The following is a 26,242-nucleotide window of genomic DNA, read 5'->3' as shown; positions in this document are numbered from 1 at the left end:
AAGCGGTTTTTTTTTGTAAAAAAACTTAAAAACAGTTAAACAATTCGACCCACAGCCGATATAACTAATGTAAGCAGGAAATACAGGGCGGCCGACCTTTAGGACTTGCTATAAAACTTACCGTTCACACGGAAGTGAACAGGTTAAACTCAGGGAGGAAATTTATCATGATTATTAATCACAATATTACAGCTCTTAACACACACCGTATGCTTTCTGATGCGTCTGGCGCTCAGTCAAAATCAATGGAGAAACTTGCTTCTGGTCTTCGTATTAACCGTGCTGGAGACGATGCAGCTGGTCTATCTATTTCTGAGAAAATGAGAGGACAAATCAGAGGTTTGGATCAAGCTTCTCGTAACGCACAGGATGGAATTTCTTTAATTCAAACTGCTGAAGGTGCTTTAAATGAAACTCATTCTATGCTTCAACGTATGAGAGAACTATCAGTACAAGCTTCAAACGATACTAATACTGTTGAAGATCGTGAGGCTATCCAGGCTGAAGCGGATCAACTTGCGAAAGATATCAACCGTATTTCTAGAGACACTCAGTTCAATGGACAAGATCTTTTAACTGGTGTTGGTGGCCCTAATACTGATGGAAGTTTTGCTCTGCAAGTGGGTGCAAATGAAAACCAGCAGATCACGCTTACTATTGGCGATATGACTGGTGGAACAGGTCTAAGTATCGCTTCTGGAGACGATGAAGCTGCAACTGCAATTGACATTTCTTCAACTGCAGCGGTTGCTACAGCGGCCATTACAACAATTAATGATGCGATTAAAACAGTTTCTGAACAACGTTCTACACTGGGTGCAAACCAAAACCGTTTAGAATATGCGATCAACAACTTAAACACATCTTCTGAAAACCTTACAGCTGCGGAATCTCGTGTCCGTGACGTTGATATGGCTAAAGAAATGATGAATCAAACTAAGAACTCTATTCTTTCACAGGCAGCTCAGGCTATGCTTGCACAAGCTAACCAGCAGCCACAGGGAGTACTTCAGTTACTTCGTTAATTAACACCTTTTAAGACTCTGGTATATTACCGGAGTCTTTTCTTATGCATTTTTCAATTATGCATTAACTAATCCTGGTTTTAACCGATATAAAAAGTAAAAACACAGGAGATGGAATCTATGAACAGGATTGGAGAGGCAACGAGCAGTTCATCTATTCAGGAGAGTAAGTACAGTTCTTTATCGGTACAACGCGGATCACATGAACCAGAAGCAAGTTCGATACAGCCTAAAATTCATCGTGAAGAGCCTTTAAGTCAGGCTGAGATTTTAAAGGCTGTTCAGGGTATGAATGATTTTTTGAAACCGACGAACTCACATTTGAAATTTGAGTTTCATGAGGACCTTGGGGAGTATTACGTGACAGTTGTAGATGAGATTACAAAAGAAGTGATAAAGGAGATCCCTTCTAAGAAACTGCTCGATTCCTATGCTGCAATGACTGAGTATCTTGGAATCCTGATGGATCACAAAGTATAAGGAGTGAAGTGAGATGCGTATTGGCGGATTGGCAAGTGGAATGGATATTGATTCGATTGTTAAGAATTTGATGCAAGCTGAGCGTATGCCATTGCAGAAGTTGCAGCAGGATAAGCAGCGGCTTGAGTGGCAACGTGATGATTACAGAACGATTAATACATTGATGATGGATTTCAGAACTACATTGACGCAGATGAAGCTGTCAACTTCTTTTCGGGCGAGAAGTGTTAGTTCTTCGAATGAAGCGTTAGTGACTGCAACGGCTTCTTCAGCTGCTCAGCAAGGGTCGTACTCCATTAGCAGAGTCGATCAATTGGCGAAGGCTGAAACATGGGTATCAGGTGCTGTGAATAACCTTGATCCAACGAAAGTGATGGGTGAGCAGACTGCAACGGGTATTACCTGGTCATCAGGTGCCGTTGATAGTCAGACTTTAAAAGGGAACAACACAGATAAACTGCAGCTTTCGTTAAATGGAAATGAAATTAAAACTGCTGAACTAAACAAAATGAAGGTCAAAGTAAATGGCGAAGTATTTGACATCATTAATGATCCTGCCAATCTAACTGCAGGTGAGAATCAGGTCCATATTTCAACTACTGGTGAACTGACTTTCAGCAAAACGTTAAATGAGAATGATAATATAAAAGTAGATTATATTGCAAATGAGCATAATCTTGATCTGAAGCTTGCATCAGGTGCTACAACCTTTAATATTGGTCGTAAAATGATTAATGAGATTGAATTTAATCTGCAGGTTGGAACAAGTAACTATCAATTAAATGCAGATCTGTCAGATAGAACGAATGTATCGCTGATGGATGGTGGTACATCTGTAGGCAGTATTAACCTTGATACTGGTGAAGTAAAGCTGAATACAGCCGTCAGTGCTGAAACTAATGTGAAGGCAACATTCCAGCAGAATTATTCGAGTATGGCAATGACTTCTTATACGAGTAAAGGAGATGTAAGAGAAAGCTTTCTTTTTGACTCATCCCAAACATTGAACCAGGTATTTAATCAAGTGAATACAAGCAGTCTTGGTGTTTCAATGTTTATGGATTCATTTACAAATAAAATTTCAGTAATAAGAACTGAAACTGGAGATTTCAATGGTGGTGCCGCGAATATCTCATATGAAAATGATTTTTCGACGGAAATTCTTCAACTTGGTGTAAATGGTGAGTTAAAGGTTGCTGCTGAAAATGCAAAATTTACAGTAAATGGACTTGAAACTGAAAGATCGACGAACGCGTTTTCAATGAATGGTGTAACGTTTACTTTAAAAAGTGAGTTTACGACCGGTCAAGCTGTATCAATGAATATAAACAATGATAATGATAAGGTGTTTGACAAGATAAAAGATTTTGTTGAAAAGTATAATACCTTAATAGCAGCAGTGAATGAAAAGGCTTCAGAAGAAAGATATCGCGACTATAACCCGCTTTCTGACGAAGAGCGTGAAGGACTAAGCGATAAACAACAGGAGCAGTGGGAAGAAAAGGCGAGAAGTGGTCTATTAAGAAGAGATCCAATTTTAACCGGTGCGCTTTCTTCAATGAGAATGGAATTTTATTCCCCGGTTTTCAATGAGCAGACCAACCCTGTGTTAAATCAGCTATCAACTATTGGAATTACTACTACTGCAAACTTTCGTGAAGGTGGAAAGCTTGAGATTGATGAAGCAAAGCTAAAGGAAGCTTTAAGTAATGATCCCGAAGCAGTGGAAAATCTTTTTAGAAGCGGTTCTGATGCAACGGAAGATGGGGCGCAGGGTATTCTACACCGACTGACAGATACAATAAACACAACCATGGATAAGCTTCGTCAAAAAGCAGGAAGCCAATATACTACAAATTTACAATTTTCTATAGGACGAAATTTGAATGATGTAGACAAACGAATAAGGATATTTGAAGATCGAATGATCCAAGTGGAAAACCGTTATTGGAAACAGTTCACAGCCATGGAAAAAGCTATTCAGCAGGCGAACAATCAATCAGCCTACCTGATGCAGCAATTTAGTTCAGGAATGTAAATATAGAGGAGTGGCAGCATGGTAAAAAATCCACAGCAGGCATATGCAAATAACTCGGTGAATACAGCTTCACCAGGCGAACTGACACTAATGCTTTATAGCGGTTGTCTGAAGTTTATTAAACTTGGACAGCTGGCAATTGAGCAGAATAATATTGAGCAGAAAAATATCAATATCCAAAAAGCACAGGCGATTTTACGGGAGCTTTCTGTTACCTTAAAAACAGAACAGGAAGTTGCAAAAAATATGCTCGCACTATACGACTTTTTAATCAACCGCCTGATGGAAGCGAATGTGAAAGGCAGCACTGAAATTCTCGATGAAGTAGCAGTCTTCGTCACTGAATTCCGTGATGTATGGAAGCAGGTCATTCAGGAAAACCGCAAACTGCAACAGGTTGGAGCAGGCGGAACGGTTTAATGAGTCTTGAAATTTGCTATGAATTGACTAAAGCACTTTATACAGTCGTGCAGTCTGATCAGGAACGCGATGATAAAATTCAGCAGATAGAAAGTCTGCTTGAGAAAAGACAGCAGATTTTGACTGATGTAAAAAAGCCGGAAACGCAAGGTGAGAAAAAGCTGGCTGAAGAAATTATGAAATGGAATCAAAAAATCGATCCGGCTCTGCAATCTCTTAAACTTGATATTCAAAAAGATATCAAACAGACAGGTCATAAGAAAAAATCAGCTGCAAAGTATAATAATCCTTACGCTGATTCAGAATCAACAGACGGTGTATTTTATGATAAGAGAAATTAAATGAGTCTGAGGATGATCCCTCAGACTTTTTCTGTAAGGAGAGAGTTATGTTGAAAGAGGAATACAGAGAAGTTGCTTTACGCACAGTTGAATTAAATGAAACAGTACTTGAAGCGCTGGAACATACAAAGAAATTAATTAATGAAGGACAGTTTGAACAGTCAGTCTATATTTTTGAAGAAGCGATGAAGGGTTATGCGCAGGTTGAACTAGTTCTAAAACCGTCTGATTCGGAAGTAGTGCAGGTCAGTCTGAACCAGGTGGTAGATAAAGCCAATCAGATCGTCGAAGCATATTCGGATCAAAAGTTTGAAAAAGTTAAAGAGTTGCTCCGGCTTTCAATGATTCCAGCATTTAAAAGACTCCAAGTGTCTGTTAGCGAAGAATACAAAGAGTATTTAACTCAATAAGGGGGATTCAACATGGATATCGCAGCATTATCAATTGGTCTAAGTCACGGACAGGTAAAACAGGATGCATCACTTGCCATTATGAAAAAAACTATGAACCACGCAGAGCAGAATGCAGCTTCAATGGTGCAGATGTTGAATAGTTCTCAGGTGCAGGCGATGCAGCATGCTGCTCAGCCGCATCTGGGTGGAAACGTTGATGTAAGCAGGTAAGTATTAGACATCTCTTAAAGAGGTGTCTTTTTAATAGGAACTAAATATTCTACTAAAGAGTAGAAAAAAATCACTCAGTAGGAATATGGATCGGAATTTAATAATAAAACCCAAACAAAATTTACGTGGTAAAACCGTTAAAAATTGATCAATAAAAAGAAGGTGAGCTTAATGAATGAGTTATATAGGTGGCAGTTATGGGCGGAGGAGCATGATGCCATATTAGAAAGAATGGAAGACTGTCTGTATGCGATGAAGAAAGTCGCAGTTCAAGCGAGTCAGAAGGGACTGACAGCTGAAGTAAGAAAAGATCTTAAGGTGAAGATGAGGCTGTTGATTGAAGAGCTTGATTTTCTTGAACAGCAACGTGTTCCGTTTGATGGATTCGCCCCATTTATTCATTGAAAAGCAGCGTAAGAAAATTTACACTAAAAAGACGTTTTTATATTGCAAATTTTAAAAGATTGAATGTGCGGTAAACATAATCAATCTCGAAATCACTGTGGTGGGTAGTATTGTTATCACTAGTTAAGCTCACATAATCTAATACGTACATTACCAGCAAAAACACTAACTTGCCCTGTTGTTGCCTTCACCCATATGAAACGTACTGGAAAAGTTTTAACCCGACTCTATACTCCTCTACTAAAAACCACAACCATAATCCCAAAAAACCTCTTCACAAATAAGCCGAAATACCCGATAATAGACCTATACATACACAACGTTTGATGGGGGTCAGGGTGTTGAAGATTAGAGGGAAACTGATTTTTTCGTATTTAATCATTGCTGCGCTTTTACTGGTGCTTGGTTTTGTGAGCTTGAATTCTCTTAATGTGGTGAATCAGAACGGTAAGGATATGTACGAGAATCGGCTTGTGCCACTATCCATTGTGACTGATTTATCAAGGTATTCTGAAGATACACGCGTGCAGATGTCGAGTGCGGTGCTGCTTGAGAGTCCGCGTATGACATTCGATGCGCAGAGTAATATGGAGCAGGTGGATATACTTGTTGATATGCTATGGGACACGAATCCCGGCTCTCAGATGTCTGAATATTTGACAAGTTTTGAAGAAAACTGGTCGGTATACCGTGAGTCAGTTGAGCGTAATATTCCGGTGATTCAGGCTGGTGATTTTGATGAAGCGGCACAGGGGCTTGGTGCTTCGGGATCTGTTTTTGAAATGGCAGAGTCTGACCTGATTAATATGAAAGATCGAAGCATAGAAGTTGCGGATGAGCTTAATGGTGCAAATGCGGATATTTTCAGCACTAACCAACTGATTATTTTTATCATCAGTATTGTTACATTAATTGCCGCAATCGTTATCGGTGTATCAATGGGCCAGGGAATTGGAAAGCCGCTGAAGCGCGTGGCTTCAAGGATGGAGCGTGTGTCTGAAGGTGACTTAACTCGTGAACCGCTCACTTCTAAACGTAAAGATGAGATCGGCACGCTTGTTGCGGCAACGAATAAGATGCAGGAAGATCTGAAATCAGTTGTCGGTAAAATTGCTGAAGCGACTGACAATGTGTCTGCTCAAAGTGAAGAATTGACGCAGTCTGCTAATGAGGTGCGTGAAGGCAGTGAGCAGATCGCTGTGACGATGCAGGAGATTGCGTCAGGCACTGAGGCGCAGGCGACAAATGCAGGTACGCTTTCAGAAACAATGGATGGATTTACTGTAAAGATTCAGGAAACGAACGAACAGAGTCAGGCCATTTCAACGCGTTCACGTGATGTGATGTTGAGTGCTGAAGAAGGGTCGCAGATGATGGAGTCTTCGATTCAGCAGATGATGGTGATTGATCAGGTCATGACTGAGGCAGTTGATAAAGTGCGTGGACTGGATGAGCAGACGAATGAGATCACAAAGCTTGTTGGTGTGATCCGTGAGATTGCTGAACAGACGAACCTTTTAGCGTTGAATGCTGCGATTGAAGCGGCGCGTGCAGGTGAGCAGGGTAAAGGATTTGCTGTTGTAGCGGATGAGGTACGGAAGCTTGCTGAGCAGGTGGCAAATTCAGTTAATGACATCACTGGCATTGTGACCGGTATTCAAAGTGGTTCCCAGGTTGTGGTTGGTTCACTTGAAAAAGGTTATGAAGAAGTCAATGCCGGTACACAGCAGATTTCCATGACAGGTGAAAAGTTCAATGAAATCAATGGTTCTATTAAAGACATGATTCAAATGGTAGACCGCATTTCAGATAACCTTGAAAACATTTCTGGCAGCAGTCAGACGATGAATGCAAGTGTACAGGAAATTGCATCCATTTCAGAAGAGTCAGCAGCTGGTGTTGAGGAAGCTGCAGCATCAAGCGAACAGTCGTTGAGTACGATGGAGACGATCTCTGCAAGTGCGGATGAGTTGGCAGGACTGGCTGAGGAATTAGCTGGTGAGGTTAGAAAATTCAAGTTGAACGCATGATGAAAGAACCCGGGGCGGCGAATGCTCTGGGTTTATATATGAATGGTAATTGTGCAAAACCAATTTTTACATAAAAGATAGAGATTAAGCTGAAAAAGGGGTCAGGATTGTGAAGATTAAAGGGAAATTGATCGTATCTTATTTACTAATTGCGGGACTTGTACTTGTGCTTGCCGGAGTGAGTCTGATGTCTTTAGAAGAGGTCAGCAAAAACGGGGAAGAATTGTATGACGACCGCATGGTGCCGGTGACGAATCTGATCGAGCTTGGTCAGCTGACTGAAAACACAAGGGTGCAGATCTACGGGGCGATTCTGACTGAGAAGGCAGATATGATCAGTGCCGCGCAGGGGAATCTGGAGAAGGTTGATCAGCTGATTGCCACGATGAAGGAAGCGTCAACGGATAGTAAAAATACTGAACTGATCGAAGCGTTTGAACAGGATTGGGGATTATTTACCGAGCTTGTTGAAAATAATATTACACTGATTGAAGGGGCGAATCCTGATGCAACAGATGCATTGCTCGGTGAAGGTAGCCTGCTGTTTGCCCGGTCACAGGGAAGTCTGCGTGAATTAAAAGAGCATAATCTGCAGTTGGCGGATCGGCTGAATGAAGAGAATAAAGAGACGTATCAGTTTAACAGAATGATCATTTTTATCATCGGTGCTGTGGTGCTGCTCGCAGCCATTTTGCTAGGAATTCTTGTCGGCAGAGCGATCGCCAATCCGCTGAGAAAAGTGTCTGACAGAATGACAGCTGTTGCGGGAGGAGATTTAAACCATGAGCCGCTGACATTTAAGCAAAAAGATGAGATTGGTTCTCTTGTGACTGCGACGAATCAGATGCAGCAGGAACTTCTGACGGTTATTCAAAAAATTTCAACGGCTACAGAGCTTGTATCTTCCCATAGTACAGATCTGAAGCAGTCTGCGAATGAAGTGCAGGGCGGCAGCAGGCAGATTGCTGTGACGATGCAGGAACTTTCATCAGGCACTGAAGCGCAGGCGGTAAATGCAGGTACGCTTTCAGAAACGATGGATGGATTTACAGCCAAGATTCAGGAAACAAATGCCCAGAGCCAGGCGATTTCAACGCGTTCACGTAATGTGATGTCGAGCGCTGAGGAAGGCTCTCAGATGATGGAGTCGTCCATTCAGCAGATGATGATCATTGACCAGGTGATGACTGAGGCAGTTGGCAAAGTGCGCGGGCTGGATGAGCAGACGAATGAAATCACAAAGCTTGTCGGCGTGATACGTGATATTGCTGAACAGACCAACCTTTTAGCGTTAAATGCAGCGATCGAAGCAGCACGTGCAGGTGAGCAGGGTAAAGGGTTTGCGGTCGTGGCGGATGAAGTGCGTAAACTGGCTGAGCAGGTATCGAATTCAGTCAATGATATTACAGGCTTTGTGAGTGGGATCCAGTCAGAGTCACGTAACGTGGTAGGGTCGCTTGAGCAGGGCTATGAAGAGGTCAATGCCGGGACTCAGCAGATCGCTGTAACAGGTGAGAAGTTCAATGAAATCAACGGCTCAATTAATGAAATGATTCAGATGGTTGACCGGATTTCCGGGAACCTTGAAGACATTTCAGGCAGCAGCCACACGATGAATGCGAGCGTTCAGGAAATTGCATCGATTTCAGAAGAATCTGCAGCAGGTGTGGAGGAAGCAGCTGCATCGAGCGAGCAGTCACTCAGCACGATGGAGACGATTTCTTCAAGTGCAGATGAACTGGCTGGACTGGCTGAAGAGCTGGCTGTTGAGGTTAGAAAATTTAAATTGAATGCATAAGTGTAAATCCGGGGATCTATTCCCGGATTTTTTTGTTCCACAAATCTGTATCAATGAGAAACGGATAAAGGTTAAATCTGTAAAATGTGACAAAATACAGAACAGTATATTTTTGAATTAAAATATATTTTTTCGGGATATATTGAACTATCATTTTCCCATCCGATATTATGGATAGTGTTTATAATTAAGATGGGGGTCATGAGTTGAAGATCAGGGGTAAATTAATTGTTTCGTATCTTGTTATTGCTGCGTTATTAGTAGGTTTAGCGGCAGTCAGTCTTTTGTCAATGGGGGAAGTAAACAGAAATAGTAATGATTTATATGAACATCGTCTGGTACCAGTATCAATACTAGTAGACATTGGTAGATTGACTGAGAATACAACAGTGCAAATATTAAGTGCCGTTCTTGGAGATAATCCGCAATTGACTTCGAATGCATTAGATAATGTTGATGAAATTGATCAGCTTATAACAGAAATGCATCAGACAGAACCTGGTAACAGGACATTGGAGCTTTTAAATGGTTTTGAAACAGAATGGGAGAGTTTTTCTAATTCTGTAAGAACTATTTCTGCATTTATAGAAGAAGGAGATTATGAATCAGCTATGGCAGGCATAGGTGAGGCAGAAGTATTGTTTGCGAATACACAGCTTCGGCTGCTTGAATTAAAAGAACATACAATGGCAGAAGCTGAAAAGCTGAAAGATGCTAATAACGATGAGTTCCAGATCAATCGACTGTTGATATATGGTTTTGGAATCGTTGTTCTCCTCGCTGCAATTGGAATCGGAATCGCCATGGGACAGTCCATAGGAGGGCCGCTGAAGCGTATCGCATCCCGCATGGAGCTTTTGGCAAATGGTGATTTAACCAGCGTGCCTCTTAAATTGAAGCGGAAAGATGAAATCGGCAAACTTGTTACAGCAACGAATAAAATGCAGGAAGATATAAAAGCGGTCATTGACAGAATTGCAGTGGCGACGAATCTTGTTTCTGCACAGAGTAAAGAACTCACACAATCTGCAAATGAGGTGCGGGAAGGAAGTGAACAGATTGCAGTAACGATGCAGGAGCTCGCGTCAGGCTCTGAGGCGCAGGCGACAAATGCAGGAACGCTTTCTGAATCAATGGATGAATTTGCAGTGAAAATTCAGGACACGAATGACCAGAGTGAGGAAATTTCAACACGTTCCCGTCACGTGATGACAAGTGCGGAAGATGGCTCTAGAATGATGGAATCTTCCGTTCAGCAGATGATGGTGATTGATCAGGTGATGAACGAAGCGGTTGCCAAAGTGAAAGGTCTTGATGAGCAGACAAATGAGATCACTAAACTGGTTGGCGTGATCCGTGACATTGCCGAACAGACTAACCTTTTAGCGCTAAATGCTGCCATCGAAGCAGCACGTGCAGGAGAGCAGGGTAAAGGGTTTGCTGTGGTAGCTGATGAAGTCCGCAAGCTTGCTGAGCAGGTAGCAAATTCAGTTAACGATATAACTGGGTTTGTAACCGGCATTCAAAATGAGTCGCAAAACGTTGTCGGTTCACTTGAAAAAGGCTACGAAGAAGTTAATGAAGGCACACGTCAGATCGCTATGACCGGTGAGAAGTTCAATGAAATTAATGGTTCCATTCATGAGATGATCCAAATGGTTGACCGCATCACAGGTAACCTTGCAGATATCTCACGGAGCAGTCAGACGATGAACGCATCCGTCCAGGAAATCGCGTCCATCTCAGAAGAATCAGCAGCCGGCATTGAAGAAACAGCTGCATCAAGTGAGCAGTCACTCAGCACGATGGAGACAATCTCTGCAAGTGCAGATGAGCTGGCGGGGCTGGCCGAAGAGTTAGCTGGTGAGGTTAGAAAGTTTAAGTTGAATGATTGATGGTGGACCCGGGGGCTGTGGTGGCTTCCGGGTTTTGTTTTGTGGGCGGAGGGGAGCGCTGACCAGGGGCGTGGTTGTAGTGTTTTGGCTGGCAGGTGTGGTGTTTGGCCTCGCAGCTGTTAGATACACCCGGGTTTGGTGTAGTGAGACAACCCACAGCTGTAGTGAGATGAGATCTAGTTGCAGTGAGCCCAACTTCTGATTGCAGCGAAACACCCTCGTGATGCCCTTAAGAGTCTAAAGGCTTGTTTCTGAAATGCATTCAAGGTGGCTTCGCTGTCGAAGGTCGTATTTTGCTGCGCGATGGTCGGATACACCTGGGTTGGAGGTCGTATCCGCGTCCGTGGAGGTCATATTATTCAACATGAAGGTCGTGACGCCGAATCCGACAGTAGAGACCTTTTCTTGAAGACCCGGGACAGTCCCTCTATTTCACTTCCTCCTTTTATCACAATAATCTAAAAATTTTATCCGACAAACCTCCCTATTTTCTTATATATGCTTTATACTAGAGCTAATAAACATCAGGGGGGTATGGCAATGGGGGTCTTTGATCGCATGAAGAGGGATGAGACGGCGGCGACTTTAAGCGCGTCGTTTACGGTAGAGCAGGAGCATATTAATGAGCTGGGTGTTTTTGCGAAGGCTGCACTTTGGGCGATTGATATTCAGACGGGACTTTTGACGAGCTGTACCCCGAGTATTGAAAAGATCTGCGGTTACCCGGCTGAGATGTTTTTAAGGGATGAACTAAAATGGGAGCATCTGATTCCAAAGGAGTATCATCATTTATACCTTGAAAATCAGCAGCAATTAAAGCTGGGGAAGCCGGTTCATAGCCAGTATCAGATTAAGGACAGCGAAGGGAACCTGCGCTGGGTAAATGATCGTGTAGTGCCGGAAATGGATGCAACCGGTGAACTGGTCGGCATTTATGGACTGGTGCTTGATATTACTGAGGAAAAGGAGCGCGAACTGAGGGATGCATACGAGGCCGAGCATGAAACGCTGACGGGGCTGCCTAATCAGAAGCGCTTGAATCAGGATTTAAAAGAGAAGATGGCGCAGGGGGACCCGTTTACTATCTTTTCGCTGAAGCTTGACCGGATGACGCTTGTGGCTGATGTAATCGGTCGTCAAACCGGTGAGGAAGCGGTCAGAAAAATGGCGCAGCTGCTTGAGGTGCTGAATCAGGAGCGTGCGAAAATCTATCATGTGAGGAAGAATGAATTTATTTATGTATATGATCGGCAGCTTGATGATGACGAAGCAGTCAAATTGTGCTGGGAACTGATTGACGGCATTCAGTATCCGATTATAGTGGATAAGCTTGAACTATATTTTACAGGGTTTGTTGGTGCAGCTGTGTTTCCGGAGGACGGGAATACGCCTGGTGCGCTGATTCAGAATGTACATAAAGCACTTTACTATGCGATTGAATCCGGTGTAAATTCCTATATGGTTCACTCTAAGGATCTTAGTCTTGATACATATAAACGAATCTCGCTTGACCGTGATTTATTTAAAGCGGTAAAAGACGGTCAGTTCGAATTAATATTCCAGCCAATTGTGGAAGCGGACCGGAACATGGTGGTTGGGGCAGAAGCGCTGATTCGCTGGAACCATCCTGAGTGGGGACTGCTGTCACCGGATGAATTTTTGAATTTAGCTGAAATGAACGGGCTGATCGCGGATATCGATAACTGGGTGCTTGAAGATGTGTGTAGAAGCCTCGATTTATGGCGCCGTCAGAAAGTGCCCCTCGTGCCGATTTCTGTGAATCGTTCTGCAAAAAGTTTTTTGCAATTCGATACGCTCGAACGGATGATCACGCCGCTCAGAACCTATAATATTGATCCTTCACTCATCAATTTTGAACTAACGGAATCGTCCTTTGTGGAAAATTCGGATCGCGTTGCAGAAGTGATTGCACAGCTGAGAGAAAAAGGTTTCCGTATCGCGCTTGATGATTTTGGCACAGGCTTTTCATCACTGTTTCATCTAAAAGAATTCCAGGTGCAGACGCTGAAAATCGATCGTGAATTTATCGGCAGTCTGCTTGATGAGTCTGAGAATATGGCGATTACAAATGCCATTATTCAAATGGCGCAGGATCTCGACCTGAAAGTCACAGCTGAAGGCGTCGAAGAACCTGCTGCATTGCGCTGGCTTCAGGAGCGCGGCTGCGATTATATTCAGGGTTACATATACAGCAAGCCTGTATCTGCTGAGAATATCCGGAAGATTTTTGCTAAACGTGTACTGAAACCTGTCTACGCAGGCGGTCAGCAGGTTGTGGAAAAATGACGACAGTATTTCAGGATCAAGCTCCCATACAAAATGACCGGGGCCATGACGATCACACAGCTTGCCGGACGACCGCTGTCAATTGGCAACACACCGATTCTGATTGATGATATCGGCGGTGGCGGACTCTCCTTTACCGGGAAAATGGAGCTTCCGATCAGACAGGACGTCATGATGAAATTCAGCTTCGAAATTAACGGGAAATTATTCGAAATGACCGGTCAATGCAGAAGAAAAGATGAACTCAAAAATCAGCTTTACAGCTATGGCGTGGAATTTCTCATCAAAGAAAATGATCGCGACAAACTGATTTCAGCCCTGCATGATCTGCAGATGCATCTGAAAGAAAATCCTTATAACCCGATCTATCCGTATTTTAAGGAAGAGGCGGTGGAGTATTTTCGGGGGTAGTGAGGGTCAGACCCGCCTCTACGTACCAGTCGGGTGAGAAGCGGAGACTTAGGTCTTCGCTTTTTTGCGTTGTGGGGGCTGGTTGCATTATTTTTAGTGGTGGCTGTAGTGATTTATGCTGCAGAGGCAAGATACACCCGGATCGGTCGTAGTGAGACGGCCCGCGATTGCAGTGATACGAGAATAAGTTGTAGTCGCACCAGTCCCGGTTGCAGCGCCCAGACCCTCTTCATGCCCTTATGAAGACCCGGGACTGTCCCGGGTCTTCGCGTCATGCTCAGTTGTGACAAACTTCAAAACAACTGAAAAATATATTTATTAAGGAAATTATATAAGGCTATATGATCATGATTTTACGCCCGATATTAAAAGTAGTAAGGTTAATTTAAATTAAAGGCAGGGTATGATCATGAAGATCAAAGGAAAATTAATTGTTTCTTATTTGGTTATTTCGGGGTTGTTAGTGGGGCTTGCAGCAATTAGTTTGCTGGCATTGAATGCAGTAAATGAAAATGGAAATGAGATTTATGAAAACCGTCTGGTACCTGTATCTATTTTAGTGGATCTTGGGAAGTTGTCGGAGAATACGCGTGTGCAGATGCTTGGGTCAGTTTTAAATGAAAATCCTCAGTTAACGCAGGAGGCTGAAAATAATATTGAACAGATTGAACAGTTGATTGCGGATTACCGGGCGACGAATCCTGGTGAACAGAGTTCTGCGATGTTGAATACATTTGAGACAGAATGGAATGAGTTTACTGACGTTGTAGCGAATAATATCAATCTGGTAAGAGGCGGCGATTACGAAGCTGCTAGAGAAGGACTTGCTGCAGGCGGCGTATTGTTTGCTGAATCGCAGGGCAGTCTTGAGGAATTAAAGGAGCGGAATATTCAGGAGTCAGCCTCATTGAATGACTCGAATATGGCAATTTATCAGCGTGACCGAATATTTATTTTTATCATTAGCGGAGTTGCTTTAGCAGCAGCGGTTGCTATTGGATTATTCATGGGTCAGTCAATCGGCGGTCCGCTAAAAAAGGTTTCCGGCAGAATGGAGCTTGTGGCGAACGGTGATTTAACACATGAACCGCTTGATTCAAAACGTAAAGACGAAATTGGGGTGCTGGTGGCTTCTACGAATAAAATGCAGGAAGGATTAAAAGCTGTCATTGGTAAAATTGCTGTTGCAACCGACCATGTGTCCGCTCAAAGTGAGGAGCTAACGCAGTCTGCAAATGAGGTGCGCGAGGGCAGTGAGCAGATCGCGGTAACGATGCAGGAGCTTGCCTCAGGGTCTGAAGCACAGGCGACAAATGCAGGAACGCTTTCTGAATCAATGGATGAATTTGCCGTGAAAATTCAGGACACAAATCACCAGAGTCAGGAAATTTCCATTCGTTCCCGTGATGTGATGATAAGTGCAGAAGATGGCTCAAAAATGATGGAATCATCCGTTCAGCAAATGACGGTCATAGACCAGGTGATGAATGAGGCAGTGAGCAAAGTGCGTGAGCTGGATGAACAGACAAATGAAATCTCAAAATTAGTCGGTGTAATTCGCGATATCGCTGAACAGACAAACCTTTTAGCGTTAAATGCTGCCATTGAAGCAGCACGTGCAGGAGAGCAGGGTAAAGGATTCGCCGTGGTAGCTGACGAAGTTCGCAAGCTTGCAGAGCAAGTGGCGAACTCAGTGAACGATATTACAGGTATTGTGAGCGGTATTCAAAGTGGATCGCAGATTGTTGTGGGGTCACTTGAAAAAGGCTACGAAGAAGTAAATGAAGGCACACGCCAAATTGCGATGACCGGTGAAAAGTTCAATGAAATCAATGGCTCGATTCATGAGATGATCCAGATGGTTGACCGCATTACAGATAACCTTGAAGATATCTCGCGTAGCAGTCAAACGATGAATGCTTCCATTCAGGAAATCGCATCCATTTCCGAAGAATCAGCAGCAGGAGTTGAAGAAACAGCTGCATCAAGCGAGCAATCACTCAGCACGATGGAAACGATCTCTTCAAGTGCAGATGAGCTAGCGGGACTGGCTGAGGAGTTGGCTGGTGAGGTACGGAAATTTAAGCTGAATGCATGATGATAGACCCGGGAGCTGGGATGGCTTCCGGGTCTTTGGTTTTATGAGGAGAGACTGAACGTCGTATAGTTACTTGCGAGGGTCGTGTATGCAAAATTGGGTGTCACATCCGCATATCCCAGCTTACTGTCACACCCTCTTCATGCCCTTAAGAAACTAAAGGCTTGTTTCCCAAAGGCATGAAGGGCGGCTCCGCTGTGCGCGGGCATTGTTGCAGTGTTTTCGTTTGTGGTTGCAGTGTTTGGCATCGTGAGTGCAGGACACACCCGGGTTGGTCGTAGTGAGACAGCTCGCGGTTGCAGTGAGACAGGAATTGGTTGCAGTCAGCCCACCCCCCGGTTGCACCGACACCTCACTGAAGACCCGGGACTGTCCCCCATCTTCACTCTTTTTCCAATTCCCTCCTATTCCGCATTTCGAAATAGTCTGTTACAGTAGATGAAAAATGTGTGAAGGGGGGACTTTGGGTGCAGAGGCTGGGGAGGTATAATACGCTGCGGAATCAGATTTTGATTGTGTTTTTGATCGTGATGGTGATTGTGCTGGGCTTTGTGGCGGTGTCGACTTATCATTTTGGCGGGCAGATTCTGCGTGATAATGCGGAGCGCCAGCTGAAGCAGACGGCGGTTCAGGCGTCGGGGAAGACGGATACGCTATATGGACAGATTGATCTGTTAACGAATCAGGTGGCGACAAATCAGTCTGTGCAGCAGCTTCTCACCCGTTTGTATGACGGGGAGGAGGCGACGTTTCAGCAGCGGCAGTCACTTTTAACGATCGGAAATACGTTTCAGGCTTATTCAGATGGGATTCAGTCGTTTGAGATGTACAGTGCTGAGAATCAGCGGCTGTTTCCGCTTGATGATACATATTTGTATGACAGGATTGCTCCGTACTGGGTGGTGCGTGCGGATTATGAGAAGGGGCGTCAGATCTGGGTCGGGCAGGATCCGGAGTATCCGGGGTCCCTGCTTGCGATCAGGCGGATCAGTCTGATTGAGCGGAGTTTTGCAAGCGGCGGGTATCTGGTGATCAGGATTGATCCGAATTATTTCAGGTTTTCTGACGGGGAGCGTTCTGAGGACCGGGATGCGAAGGTGCTTGCTGATTCTAATGATAACGTCATTACAACGAATACTGATTTTGCTGAGGCACTGCTTGATCAGGAGGGTGAACAGCGGATCAGTCTGAACGGTGAGGAGTATATTCTCGTGCAGGAGACGTCACCGGTGACGGGCTGGACGACGTATATTGCCACTCCGATGACTGCGCTTGCTTCAGGTGCGAGTGTGCTTGGCCTGATTATTTTACTGTCGGCGCTGTTAGGAATGCTTATATTCGGTGCGGCTTCATACGGCTTTTCAACAGTAATTACCAAACCGATTTTCAAGCTGACCGAGACGATGAAAAAAGCGCGTGAAGGGCAGCTGCAGAAAAATAAGATCAAGTCATCGTCAATTGAGATTAATGAACTGAATCAGACGTATAACCAGATGGTTGAGCAGACGAACCATTTAATACAGGTCGTGTATGAGAAAGAAATTATTCAAAATCGGGCAGAATTGAAAGCGCTTCAGGCGCAGATTAATCCGCATTTCCTTTTTAACACACTGAATGCGCTGTACTGGCTTTTAGAGGAAAAAGAGGAGAGTGAGCTGGCTGAGCATGTGGTGACAATGTCCGAGCTGTTCCGCTATACGATTTCAAACGGTCAGAAAAAGAATGAGTGGGTAACACTTCAGGACGAGCTTGATCATGCGGAGCGCTATATGTCTGTAATGAAGATGCGTTTTGGGGACAGACTCACATGGAAAATCGTGCTGCCGGATCAGGTGAAGTCGATTCAGATTCCAAAGCTGATGATCCAGCCGCTCGTTGAAAATGCGATTATGCACGGAATTGAAGGGAAAGTGAAGCCTGGTGAAATTAAGATTGAAGTGGCTGAGGTGGAATCAGACCGCGTACTTGTCATGGTCAGTGATGACGGGCCCGGTATGTCCGATCGACTGTTAAATCAGGTGACGGAAGCGATGAAGGCTGAAGGCATTTCCTCTAAAAGGGGGAACGGCGTCGCGCTTGCGAATGTGCATCACAGGCTGCTCCTGCATTTTGAAGGACATGGCACGAACGGACTTCAGATTGATAGTGTCGAAGGAAAGGGAACGATGGTGTACTTTGAATTGCCATATTACGAATCAAAGGGTGAGCGTCTTGGATAAAGAGAGAACAATTTTGCTGGTGGATGATGAGGAAACAACGCTGCGCGGACTGACAAAATCACTAGAAGTATGGGCTGATGGCAGATATATGATCCGCTCAGCTGCTTCTGCACAAGAGGCGATTCAGACAGCACAGCAGGAAAAGGTTCATGTGATCGTGACGGATATCTGTATGCCTGAAATGACAGGGCTCGAGCTGATTGAAGAAATTCAGCGACTCGGCCAAAAACCGGTATCACTGATCCTTTCAGGGCATTCCGAATTCGAATTTGCACAGACGGCGATCAGGCTTGGCGTACTGAATTACCTGGTGAAGCCTGTGCAGAAGAAAAAACTGATTCAGTCGGTTGAAGAGGCACTTGAAAAAGAATTTTCCGAGGAGCGGGCAGGCATTATGCAAAAAGCAGCGGATCATTCGCTGACCGGTCTTGAACAGGACCAAAAACAGATGACCTCACCAGTGCAGGTGGGCAGAGATTATATTGACAGCCATATGGACCGGCAGATGACAATCAGGGAAGTGGCAGAGCACGTACATTTAAATCCGAGTTACTTCAGCGTCATTTTCAAAGAGCAGACGGGTCTGACATTTAGTGAATATGTCACACGTAAAAGACTTCAAAAAGCGAAGCACCTGCTTTTAACAACGTCTATGCCGGTAGCTGATATTGCGGAATCAGCGGGTTATCAGACGGCGAAATATTTTAATAAGATTTTTAAAGAGTATGAAGGGGTAACGCCGGGCAAGTTCAGAAAGCATCATAACTGACTGAAAATTCGATCTAATCAAAGTGGAATTTTCCCCAATGAGTGTGACCTACCGGCCAAAAGATGCCGGTGCTACACTTAAGTCAGCTCCAAACAAACAAAGGGGGAACACATTACATGAAAAAGAAAGCGTTAACATTTTCGGCGGCTGCCATGACAGCTGCACTGATTATGGCCGGATGTTCATCGGGGGAAGAAGCAAGCGGTACTGCATCAGAAAGTGAAAAAGTTGTTAAGTTCATGCACCTCTGGCCATCGGGAAGCTCGAAGCAACACAATATGATTGCTTCAGACATTATTGCTGAGTACGAAGAAGCAAACCCGGGCGTCACAATCGAAACAGAAGTACTTGAAAATGAACAGTATAAAAATAAAATCAAAGTTTTGTCATCATCCAATGACCTGCCGGATGTCGGTGTTACGTGGGCAGCCGGTTACCTTCAGCCGTTTGTCGAAGGTGAGTTATTCGCACCGCTTGATGATGTACTGGATGACGGGCTGCAGGATCAGTTCGTAGCGGGTACAACTGAAGCTTATGCAATCGATGACCAAACTTACGGACTGCCGCTTGAGTTGAATATCGCACCAATCTATTACAATAAAGCCATTTTCGAAGAGCATGGCATTGAAGTTCCTGAAACTTATGAAGAATTTAAGCAGGTGGTAGAAGACCTTGAAGCAGCGGGCGTTGCACCGATCGCGCTTGGGAATAAAGACCGCTGGACAGGCTCACTCTGGTACATGTATCTGGCTGACCGTTTTGGCGGACCTGAAGTGCTGACGCAAGCGATCAACCGCGAAGGATCATTTGAAGATCCTGCACTTGAACAGGCTGCAGAGGAAATTCAGTGGCTTGTGGATGCAAATGCATTTAACAAAGGATTTAACGGACTGTCAAATGATGAAGGTAAATCTGAATTCATGAATGGTAACGCTGCAATGTATCTGATGGGTACATGGGAGCTGCCGAACTATACAACGAATGAAGACGTTCCACAGGAGTTCCGCGATAATATCGGATTCTTCAAGTTCCCTGAAGTTGAAGGCGGAGCAGGCGATATCGACAGCTGGGTTGGCGGACCTGGTGTAGGGTTATTCGTCTCTGAAAACTCTGAAGTAAAGGACGAAGCAAAAGAATTTGTTAAGTTCTTTGTTGAAAAGTGGGGCGAGCGCTCTGTAACGGATGCAGGTGTGATTCCGGCAACGGTTGTGGACACTGAATCCGTTGACCTGCCTGAGATGTACATTGATGTACTTGATGAGCTGGGTAACTCAAGTAACCTGACGCTGTTTGCTGATGTGCAGATGAGTGCAGCCGTTGCTGAAACGCACCTGAACCTGATTCAGTCACTGTACGGCAATGAAGTTACTCCGGCAGACTTTGTGAAACAGCACGAAGAAGCTCTCGCCGCTGAGTAGGCGCTGCCTGCTAACGATAAGAGAAGACATATCATTTGTTTGGGTATGTCTTTTCTTTTACGCAAAAATTAGGTTGATAAGTCATTTACTTTACAGAAAAGGGCTGAGATTTCCGCTTCAGGCGGACGCTTTCCGCGCGGTCGGCGGTGAGCCTCCTCGGCTGCGCCTGCGGGGTCTCACCTGTCCGACTGCTCGCGCTGGAGTCACCGCCTTACGCTCCAATCTCAGCTGTGCATAGACAACATTGAACAATGGATAACTTGTATATCAACACTGCAATTCAAAAGTTGTTCCACAGCGAAAGGTCGGAGTGGAGGGCGGGGACTCCGGGACGATTAGCGGGATAGCTGAGACCCCGCAGCGCAAAGCGCGAGGAGGCTCAGCGACCGCCGTCCGGAAAGCCTCCGCCCGGAACGCAGATCTTTCGCCAACTTCTAATGCAACCCGCTCAACACTACGAAAGGAATGATCATATGGATCAGGCTTTATCCAGTAAGAAGATGATTGCCCTATACCTTGCGCCCGGACTGCTTTTGCTGCTGGCGCTTGTGTATATTCCGATTTTCCAGACAGGTTATTTCGGCCTGATGGACTGGAATGGAATTGGGGAGATGTCATTTATCGGCCTTGAAAATTATACGCTGCTGATCCAGGACGCAGCGTTTTGGGATAGCGCGTGGCACTCTTTACTGCTCGCCGTATTCTCAGCACTCAGTCTGATCGGCTACCTGCTGATTTCACTTGTACTCGCAGGTAAGATCAAAGGTGCAAACTTTCTCAGAAAAATCTATCTCGTTCCAATGCTGCTTGCCTCGGTTGCAATTGCACAGCTCTGGATGAAAATTTATCATCCGACAAACGGGATATTAAACACTTTATTGATGTCAATCGGCATTGAAAATCCACCGGCATGGCTGGCTGAACCGTCACTTGCGCTGTTTGCAATTTTCATTCCGATTATCTGGCAATATGCAGGGTTTTATATTCTCATTTACTATGCTGCTTTAAAAAATATCCCAGAGTCACTTGTTGAATCAGCCAAGATTGATGGGGCGAGCGCCTGGGATATTGCATGGAAGATCAAAGTGCCACTGATTATGAATGTAATTAAAGTAACAATCGTACTCGCAGTGGTCGGATCACTGAAATATTTTGACCTGATTTATGTCATGACAAACGGTGGTCCTAACGGCGCAAGTGAAGTGATGGCGTCCTACATGTATGGTCAGGCGTTCAGCCGTTTTGACTTCGGCTATGCAAGTGCCATCGGGTTCTTCCTGCTCGTGATCTGCCTGCTTATTACATGGCTGATCCGGAAGGTCACTGTATCCGATGAAGATATTCAATATTAAGGAGGCTGCTTTATGCGAAATGAAGCATTAACTGAAAAACAGACCGCATTGGCACGCCAAAAAGCTGCTGAACAACAAAAAGGGAAAATCAGACACACGATCAGCATGACGCTCTTATATATCGTGCTCGCGATCGTTGGCGTCTTTCAGATTCTCCCGCTAGTATGGCTCGTGCTGTTTTCACTCAAAAACAATCAGGAAGTATTCGAACTGTCACCATTTGCCCTGCCTGCTACACCAAGATTTGAGAACTATATCAGAGTGTGGACAGAAGGTAACATCGGTCAGTATTTCTTTAACAGCGTACTTTATACTGGCTCAGCAGTTGTGCTGACCATTCTTTTTGCCAGTATGGCGACATTCGCGCTTACGAGAATGAAGTGGAAAAAGAGCAGCCTGTTTCTCGGACTGTTCATGGTCGGGTTAATGATTCCGGTGCACTCGACACTGATTCCGCTGTTTAATACATTTTCAAATCTTGACCTGATCAATCATCCGCTGTCGATTATCCTGACGTACACTGCATTTAACCTGCCGATTACAATCATGATCCTATACGGATTTTATCAGGTTCTGCCGCGTGAAGTCGAGGAAGCGGCTATCATGGATGGGGCTTCGGTTCACCGGATTTTCTTCGGCATCACGCTGCCAATGACAGCGCCGGTGATCGCGACAGCTGCAATTATCAATATGATCTACAACTGGAATGAATTCGTATTTATCAACACATTCATTAGCGCAGACCAGTTCAAAACGCTGACAGTCGGCATCCAGAACTTTATCGGACAGTACTCAACCGACTGGGGCGCAATCGGGGCGACGCTTGTCATCAGTATCCTGCCAATCTTGATTGCGTTCATCTTCCTGAGCGACCGGATTGTTGAAGGGATTTCGGCCGGGTCTGTGAAGGGGTAGCGTAGAAGCGGGTCTGACCCGGGTCTGCGCACCGAAGACCAGGGACTGTCACGGGTCTTCACTACATAACAAAGAAAGGATGATCAATATGAATCAATTTTTCAATGCGCATCATTCACCGATTGGGGCGTTTTCGAGTTTTACGCTTGGTTTCCCTGGTGCAGGGGGCGGGCTCGATGTGGAGCTTGGACGGTCTCCGGCGCAGAATGTGTATATTGGGCTTGAATCAGCTGAAAAAGAAGGTCATTACGATGCGTTTCCTTTTTTCCATCAGCTGACTGAAGAGGAAAGTAAGCGTTATGACATAGAAAATATGGACCCTGATCCTGATAAGCCAAAGATTCTTCATCAGATTGCAAAAGAGGATATCACAAGAGACTTCAGGCTTGGTTCGGACACTTTTAAAGCAGGTGATATGGAGCTAACGATTTATTCAAAAGCGGAAAGTGTGCCGGATCCTGAGAAAGCGGATGCTGAAGAACTGAAAATGGTCATTGTACCGAGCGTCCTTGCAACGCTCACGATTGATAATACAAAAGGCAGCCGACCAAGAAGAGCATTTTTCGGTTACCAGGGAACGGATCCTTATACATCAGTGAGAAAGCTTGATGACACAATGGATGCGAAAGGGTTTGGCCAGGGGACATTCACAGCTGTCACAACAACTGATCCTGATGCACACTCAGCGATGCACTTCAGTCTTGAGAATATCCTGACAGATCCGCATCAGGAAAACTGGGCGTTTGGACTTGGAACAGTTGGTACACTGCTTGTGGATGTGCCTGCCGGAGAGAAAAAGACGCTTGACGTGGTGATCAGCTTTTACCGTGATGGCAATATTACTGCGGGTATGAAGAGCAGCTATTATTATACGAAGCTGTTCGATTCGATTGAAGAAGTGGCAGCCTATTCACACGATCATTTTGATGCGCTAAAAGAACGTGCAGTATCAGCCAATCAGCTGACTGAAGCAGGTCATCTGACAGAGGATCAGCGCTTCATGATGAATCACGCGATCAGAAGTTACTTTGGCTGCACGCAGTTTTTAGTGCAGGATGATCAGCCGCTCTGGGTTGTGAATGAAGGCGAGTACCGCATGATGAATACATTTGACCTGACAGTGGATCAGCTGTTTTTTGAAATGAAGATGAATCCGTGGACGGTGAAAAATGAGCTTGATTTATTTATCGACCGCTACAGCTACCGTGATGAAGTGAGGTTCCCGGGTGAGGAGAAAACGTATCCGGGCGGCATCAGCTTTACGCATGATATGGGCGTTGCGAATACCTTTTCAAGACCGGGCTACTCGTCGTATGAGCTGTACGGTATTGACGGCTGTTTCTCGCATATGACGCATGAGCAGCTGGTTAACTGGGTGCTGACGGCTGCTGTGTATGTGAAGCAGTCGGGTGATCAGGATTGGCTGAAGAAAAACGAGCAGATCGTCAAAGACTGTCTCGAAAGCCTGATGAACCGTGACCATCCTGAGCCTGACAAGCGTAACGGCATTATGGCGCTGGATTCAACAAGAACAATGGGCGGCGCTGAAATTACAACGTATGACAGCCTTGATGTTTCACTTGGGCAGTCAAGAAACAACCTGTATCTGGCCAGCAAAACGTGGGCTGCTTACCTTGCGCTTGAACAGATGCTAAATGATACAGGCCACAGAGACGATGCGGCTGAAGCTTACAGCCAGGCTGAAAAAGCTGCTGCCACAATGGCGTCATTTGCAACATCAGACGGCTATATTCCGGCTGTCATGGGTGAAAATAATGATTCGAAAATAATTCCTGCTATTGAAGGCCTGATCTTCCCTTATGTGCTTGGAATTGACAAAGCGCTTGAAAAAGATGGACCGTTTAAAGACTATCTAAGCGCACTTGATACGCACTATGAAGCGGTATTAAAGAAAGGCATCTGTCTGTTTGAAGATGGCGGATGGAAGCTTTCATCGACAAGCGGCAATTCATGGCTGAGTAAAATTTACCTGTGCCAGTTTATTGCCCGGGAAATTATGGGGAAAGATGTAGATTCCTCTGCAGATGCTGCGCATGTGAAGTGGCTGACGCATCCTGAACTCTCATTCTGGAGCTGGAGTGATCAGATTATTAACGGTGAAATCGCGGGCAGTAAGTATTATCCGCGCGGTGTGACAAGTATTTTATGGCTTGATGAATCTAAAGGAGATGAGGTTCATGGAAAAAACCATGAACGGGCTGTACACACTATGTGAATGGATTACAAAAGGCGCCTGGCTGAACCTGATCTGGCTTGCGTATTTGATCGTGGGGCTCGGCATTACCGCCGTGCCAGCTGCGATCGCTGCGTTTACGGTTGTAAGAAAATGGCTGAGAGGCGAGACGGATTTGAAAACGTGGTACACTTTTCATACTACATTTATCACATCCTGCAGGAAATCGTGGAAGCCGATGGCACTGTTTACGGCCGTAATCCTATTGCTTAGCGCGCAGGCAGTGTACCTGCTGATGCAGCAGGCCGTTCATCCGGTACAGTTTACAGCGATCGTGCTATTTATTGCACTGGCCGGCGGCGTGGCGCTTTATCTGTTTCCGGTATGGGTCCACTATGACCTCAGCTTTTTACAAATGGTCAAACAGGCTGCGCTCATTGCACTCGTCAGTCCGCTGCATACGCTATTCATGGTACTTAGCGCAGTAGCACTAGTCCTGGTTTTTGCGGCAATGCCCGCTCTGTTTCCGTTTTTCGGACTCGTAACATTTGCCGTCGCATTCATGGTCCCGGCCTACCACCGATTCCTCCAGATCAGCAGGAAAAAGGAGGCGCTTCACAATGGAATGGTTTCATTCAGTCACACTTCAAAATGAACATTTAACCGCAACAATCGTGCCATCTGAAGGCGCAAATCTGATGTCCCTGAAAAAGGGGTCAATTGAAGTACTCCGCGTTCCTTCAAGTCAGGAAGCATATGAAAAGAAAAAAGTACTGTTTGGCACGCCGGTGTTATTTCCACCGAACAGGATTGAAAACGGCACATTCCACTTTAACGGAACGGACTATCGCCTGCCGGTCAATGAAACTGAACTGAATAACCATATTCACGGGTTTGTCAGTGATCGTCCGTTTAACGTCATCAGTCAGACAGAGACGAAACTGACAGCAAGGTTCGACAGTGCAGATCACCCTGAGATTCATGAAGGGTTCCCGCACCATTTTACAGTGGAACTTGAATTTGAACTGTCAGGTGACACGCTGATTAAGCGCTGCCGGATCAAGAACTTGAGTGAGCGCGATATGCCTGCCGGATTCGGGTGGCATACAAGCTTTTTATTTGATGCGGGGACAGATCAATTCACTGCTTCTGTAAAAGAACAGTGGGAGCTGAATGAGCGGAACCTTCCGACTGGAAAGAGAAGTGACGCAACACTGCCGGACTCGCTTGATCAGGTCATGCTTGATGATGCGTATACGGATAATGGAAAGAGAACTGTGACGATTAAGAGACCGGATATCACGATAAATTATCAAGCTTCAGAAGCTTTTCATAACTGGGTGATTTTCCATGAAGGGAAGGGATTTATCTGTCCTGAGCCTTATACGTGGATTACCAATGCACCCCACCTGCAAAAAGATCCTGCTGCAGGGTTCAGAGCAGTTAAGCCGGGCGATACGTTTGAGGTTTCTGCTGAAATCAGATTATTTTAGGAGGAAGGTAA

The 26,242-nt window shown here is 45.0% G+C and carries 21 protein-coding genes and 1 pseudogene; all 22 read left to right on the top strand.

Features of this window, described 5'->3' with window-relative positions:
* Positions 1-167 precede the first annotated feature (167 nt).
* The 22 genes and pseudogenes from hag to KP77_RS13315 all read left to right on the top strand — a co-directional run bounded on the left by hag (position 168) and on the right by KP77_RS13315 (position 26,231).
* The gene (gene hag / locus KP77_RS13420) at positions 168-1,025 is read left to right on the top strand and encodes a flagellin Hag (protein WP_041123239.1); all 858 of its coding nucleotides are present in this window, start codon (positions 168-170) and stop codon (positions 1,023-1,025) included.
* A gap of 120 nt (positions 1,026-1,145) precedes the next feature.
* Complete coding sequence (flaG, locus tag KP77_RS13415) at positions 1,146-1,505, top strand: flagellar protein FlaG (protein WP_052474222.1); 360 nt, start codon at positions 1,146-1,148, stop codon at positions 1,503-1,505.
* Positions 1,506-1,518: 13 nt separating this feature from the next.
* A complete protein-coding gene (gene fliD, locus KP77_RS13410) occupies positions 1,519-3,543 on the top strand; it encodes a flagellar filament capping protein FliD (RefSeq protein ID WP_041123237.1) in 2,025 nt (674 codons plus the stop codon).
* A gap of 18 nt (positions 3,544-3,561) precedes the next feature.
* Entirely contained in the window at positions 3,562-3,963 is a 402-nt protein-coding gene (gene fliS, locus KP77_RS13405; protein ID WP_041123236.1) for a flagellar export chaperone FliS, read from the top strand.
* Positions 3,963-4,304: a flagellar protein FliT gene (locus tag KP77_RS13400; RefSeq protein WP_041123235.1), complete on the top strand. Its 342-nt coding sequence runs from the start codon at positions 3,963-3,965 to the stop codon at positions 4,302-4,304. The genes fliS and KP77_RS13400 overlap by 1 nt, the downstream gene beginning before the upstream one ends.
* Positions 4,305-4,351: 47 nt before the next feature.
* Positions 4,352-4,714 carry a hypothetical protein gene (locus KP77_RS13395; RefSeq protein ID WP_041123234.1) on the top strand — a complete coding sequence of 121 codons (363 nt, stop codon included), beginning with the start codon at positions 4,352-4,354 and terminating at the stop codon, positions 4,712-4,714.
* Positions 4,715-4,726: 12 nt separating this feature from the next.
* Positions 4,727-4,927, top strand: a complete 201-nt coding sequence (locus KP77_RS13390) for a YjfB family protein (protein WP_041123233.1) — start codon at positions 4,727-4,729, stop codon at positions 4,925-4,927.
* Between the two features lie 171 nt (positions 4,928-5,098).
* Positions 5,099-5,332 (top strand): hypothetical protein, encoded by a 234-nt coding sequence (locus KP77_RS13385; RefSeq protein WP_041123232.1) that lies wholly within the window; start codon positions 5,099-5,101, stop codon positions 5,330-5,332.
* A gap of 341 nt (positions 5,333-5,673) precedes the next feature.
* Positions 5,674-7,362, top strand: coding sequence for a methyl-accepting chemotaxis protein (locus tag KP77_RS13380; RefSeq protein WP_052474220.1), 1,689 nt, complete (start codon positions 5,674-5,676; stop codon positions 7,360-7,362).
* 109 nt (positions 7,363-7,471) lie between these two features.
* Positions 7,472-9,160, top strand: a complete 1,689-nt coding sequence (locus KP77_RS13375; protein WP_084218704.1) for a methyl-accepting chemotaxis protein — start codon at positions 7,472-7,474, stop codon at positions 9,158-9,160.
* A 206-nt stretch (positions 9,161-9,366) separates the two neighbouring features.
* The gene (locus tag KP77_RS13370; RefSeq protein WP_041123229.1) at positions 9,367-11,055 is read left to right on the top strand and encodes a methyl-accepting chemotaxis protein; all 1,689 of its coding nucleotides are present in this window, start codon (positions 9,367-9,369) and stop codon (positions 11,053-11,055) included.
* Positions 11,056-11,595: 540 nt separating this feature from the next.
* Positions 11,596-13,362, top strand: a complete 1,767-nt coding sequence (locus KP77_RS13365; RefSeq protein WP_041123228.1) for a putative bifunctional diguanylate cyclase/phosphodiesterase — start codon at positions 11,596-11,598, stop codon at positions 13,360-13,362.
* Positions 13,363-13,374: 12 nt separating this feature from the next.
* Positions 13,375-13,773: pseudogene (locus KP77_RS13360) on the top strand (PilZ domain-containing protein); the annotation flags it as partial.
* Positions 13,774-14,182: 409 nt separating this feature from the next.
* Entirely contained in the window at positions 14,183-15,871 is a 1,689-nt protein-coding gene (locus KP77_RS13355; RefSeq protein WP_052474218.1) for a methyl-accepting chemotaxis protein, read from the top strand.
* 467 nt (positions 15,872-16,338) lie between these two features.
* On the top strand, positions 16,339-18,090 hold the full coding sequence (locus tag KP77_RS13350) for a sensor histidine kinase (protein WP_052474216.1): 1,752 nt from the start codon (positions 16,339-16,341) through the stop codon (positions 18,088-18,090).
* Positions 18,083-18,859 carry a response regulator transcription factor gene (locus KP77_RS13345; protein ID WP_041123224.1) on the top strand — a complete coding sequence of 259 codons (777 nt, stop codon included), beginning with the start codon at positions 18,083-18,085 and terminating at the stop codon, positions 18,857-18,859. The genes KP77_RS13350 and KP77_RS13345 overlap by 8 nt, the downstream gene beginning before the upstream one ends.
* 116 nt (positions 18,860-18,975) lie before the next feature.
* Positions 18,976-20,277 carry an extracellular solute-binding protein gene (locus tag KP77_RS13340; RefSeq protein ID WP_041123223.1) on the top strand — a complete coding sequence of 434 codons (1,302 nt, stop codon included), beginning with the start codon at positions 18,976-18,978 and terminating at the stop codon, positions 20,275-20,277.
* Positions 20,278-20,750: 473 nt separating this feature from the next.
* Positions 20,751-21,629 (top strand): carbohydrate ABC transporter permease, encoded by an 879-nt coding sequence (locus tag KP77_RS13335; protein ID WP_041123222.1) that lies wholly within the window; start codon positions 20,751-20,753, stop codon positions 21,627-21,629.
* 105 nt (positions 21,630-21,734) lie between these two features.
* Positions 21,735-22,544 carry a carbohydrate ABC transporter permease gene (locus KP77_RS13330; protein WP_235420724.1) on the top strand — a complete coding sequence of 270 codons (810 nt, stop codon included), beginning with the start codon at positions 21,735-21,737 and terminating at the stop codon, positions 22,542-22,544.
* Between the two features lie 82 nt (positions 22,545-22,626).
* Entirely contained in the window at positions 22,627-24,780 is a 2,154-nt protein-coding gene (locus tag KP77_RS13325; RefSeq protein WP_152614743.1) for a glycoside hydrolase family 52 protein, read from the top strand.
* Positions 24,743-25,393, top strand: coding sequence for a YesL family protein (locus KP77_RS13320; protein WP_041123221.1), 651 nt, complete (start codon positions 24,743-24,745; stop codon positions 25,391-25,393). The genes KP77_RS13325 and KP77_RS13320 overlap by 38 nt, the downstream gene beginning before the upstream one ends.
* Positions 25,359-26,231: an aldose 1-epimerase gene (locus KP77_RS13315; RefSeq protein WP_041123220.1), complete on the top strand. Its 873-nt coding sequence runs from the start codon at positions 25,359-25,361 to the stop codon at positions 26,229-26,231. Before KP77_RS13320 ends, KP77_RS13315 begins: the two co-directional genes overlap by 35 nt.
* Positions 26,232-26,242: the final 11 nt, after the last annotated feature.

Source organism: Jeotgalibacillus alimentarius, assembly GCF_000829445.1.
In the GTDB taxonomy this organism is placed as follows: Bacteria; Bacillota; Bacilli; order Bacillales; family Jeotgalibacillaceae; genus Jeotgalibacillus; species Jeotgalibacillus alimentarius.
The sequence above is the reverse complement of the archived record's forward strand: the minus strand, read 5'-3'. Positions and strand labels throughout refer to the sequence as shown.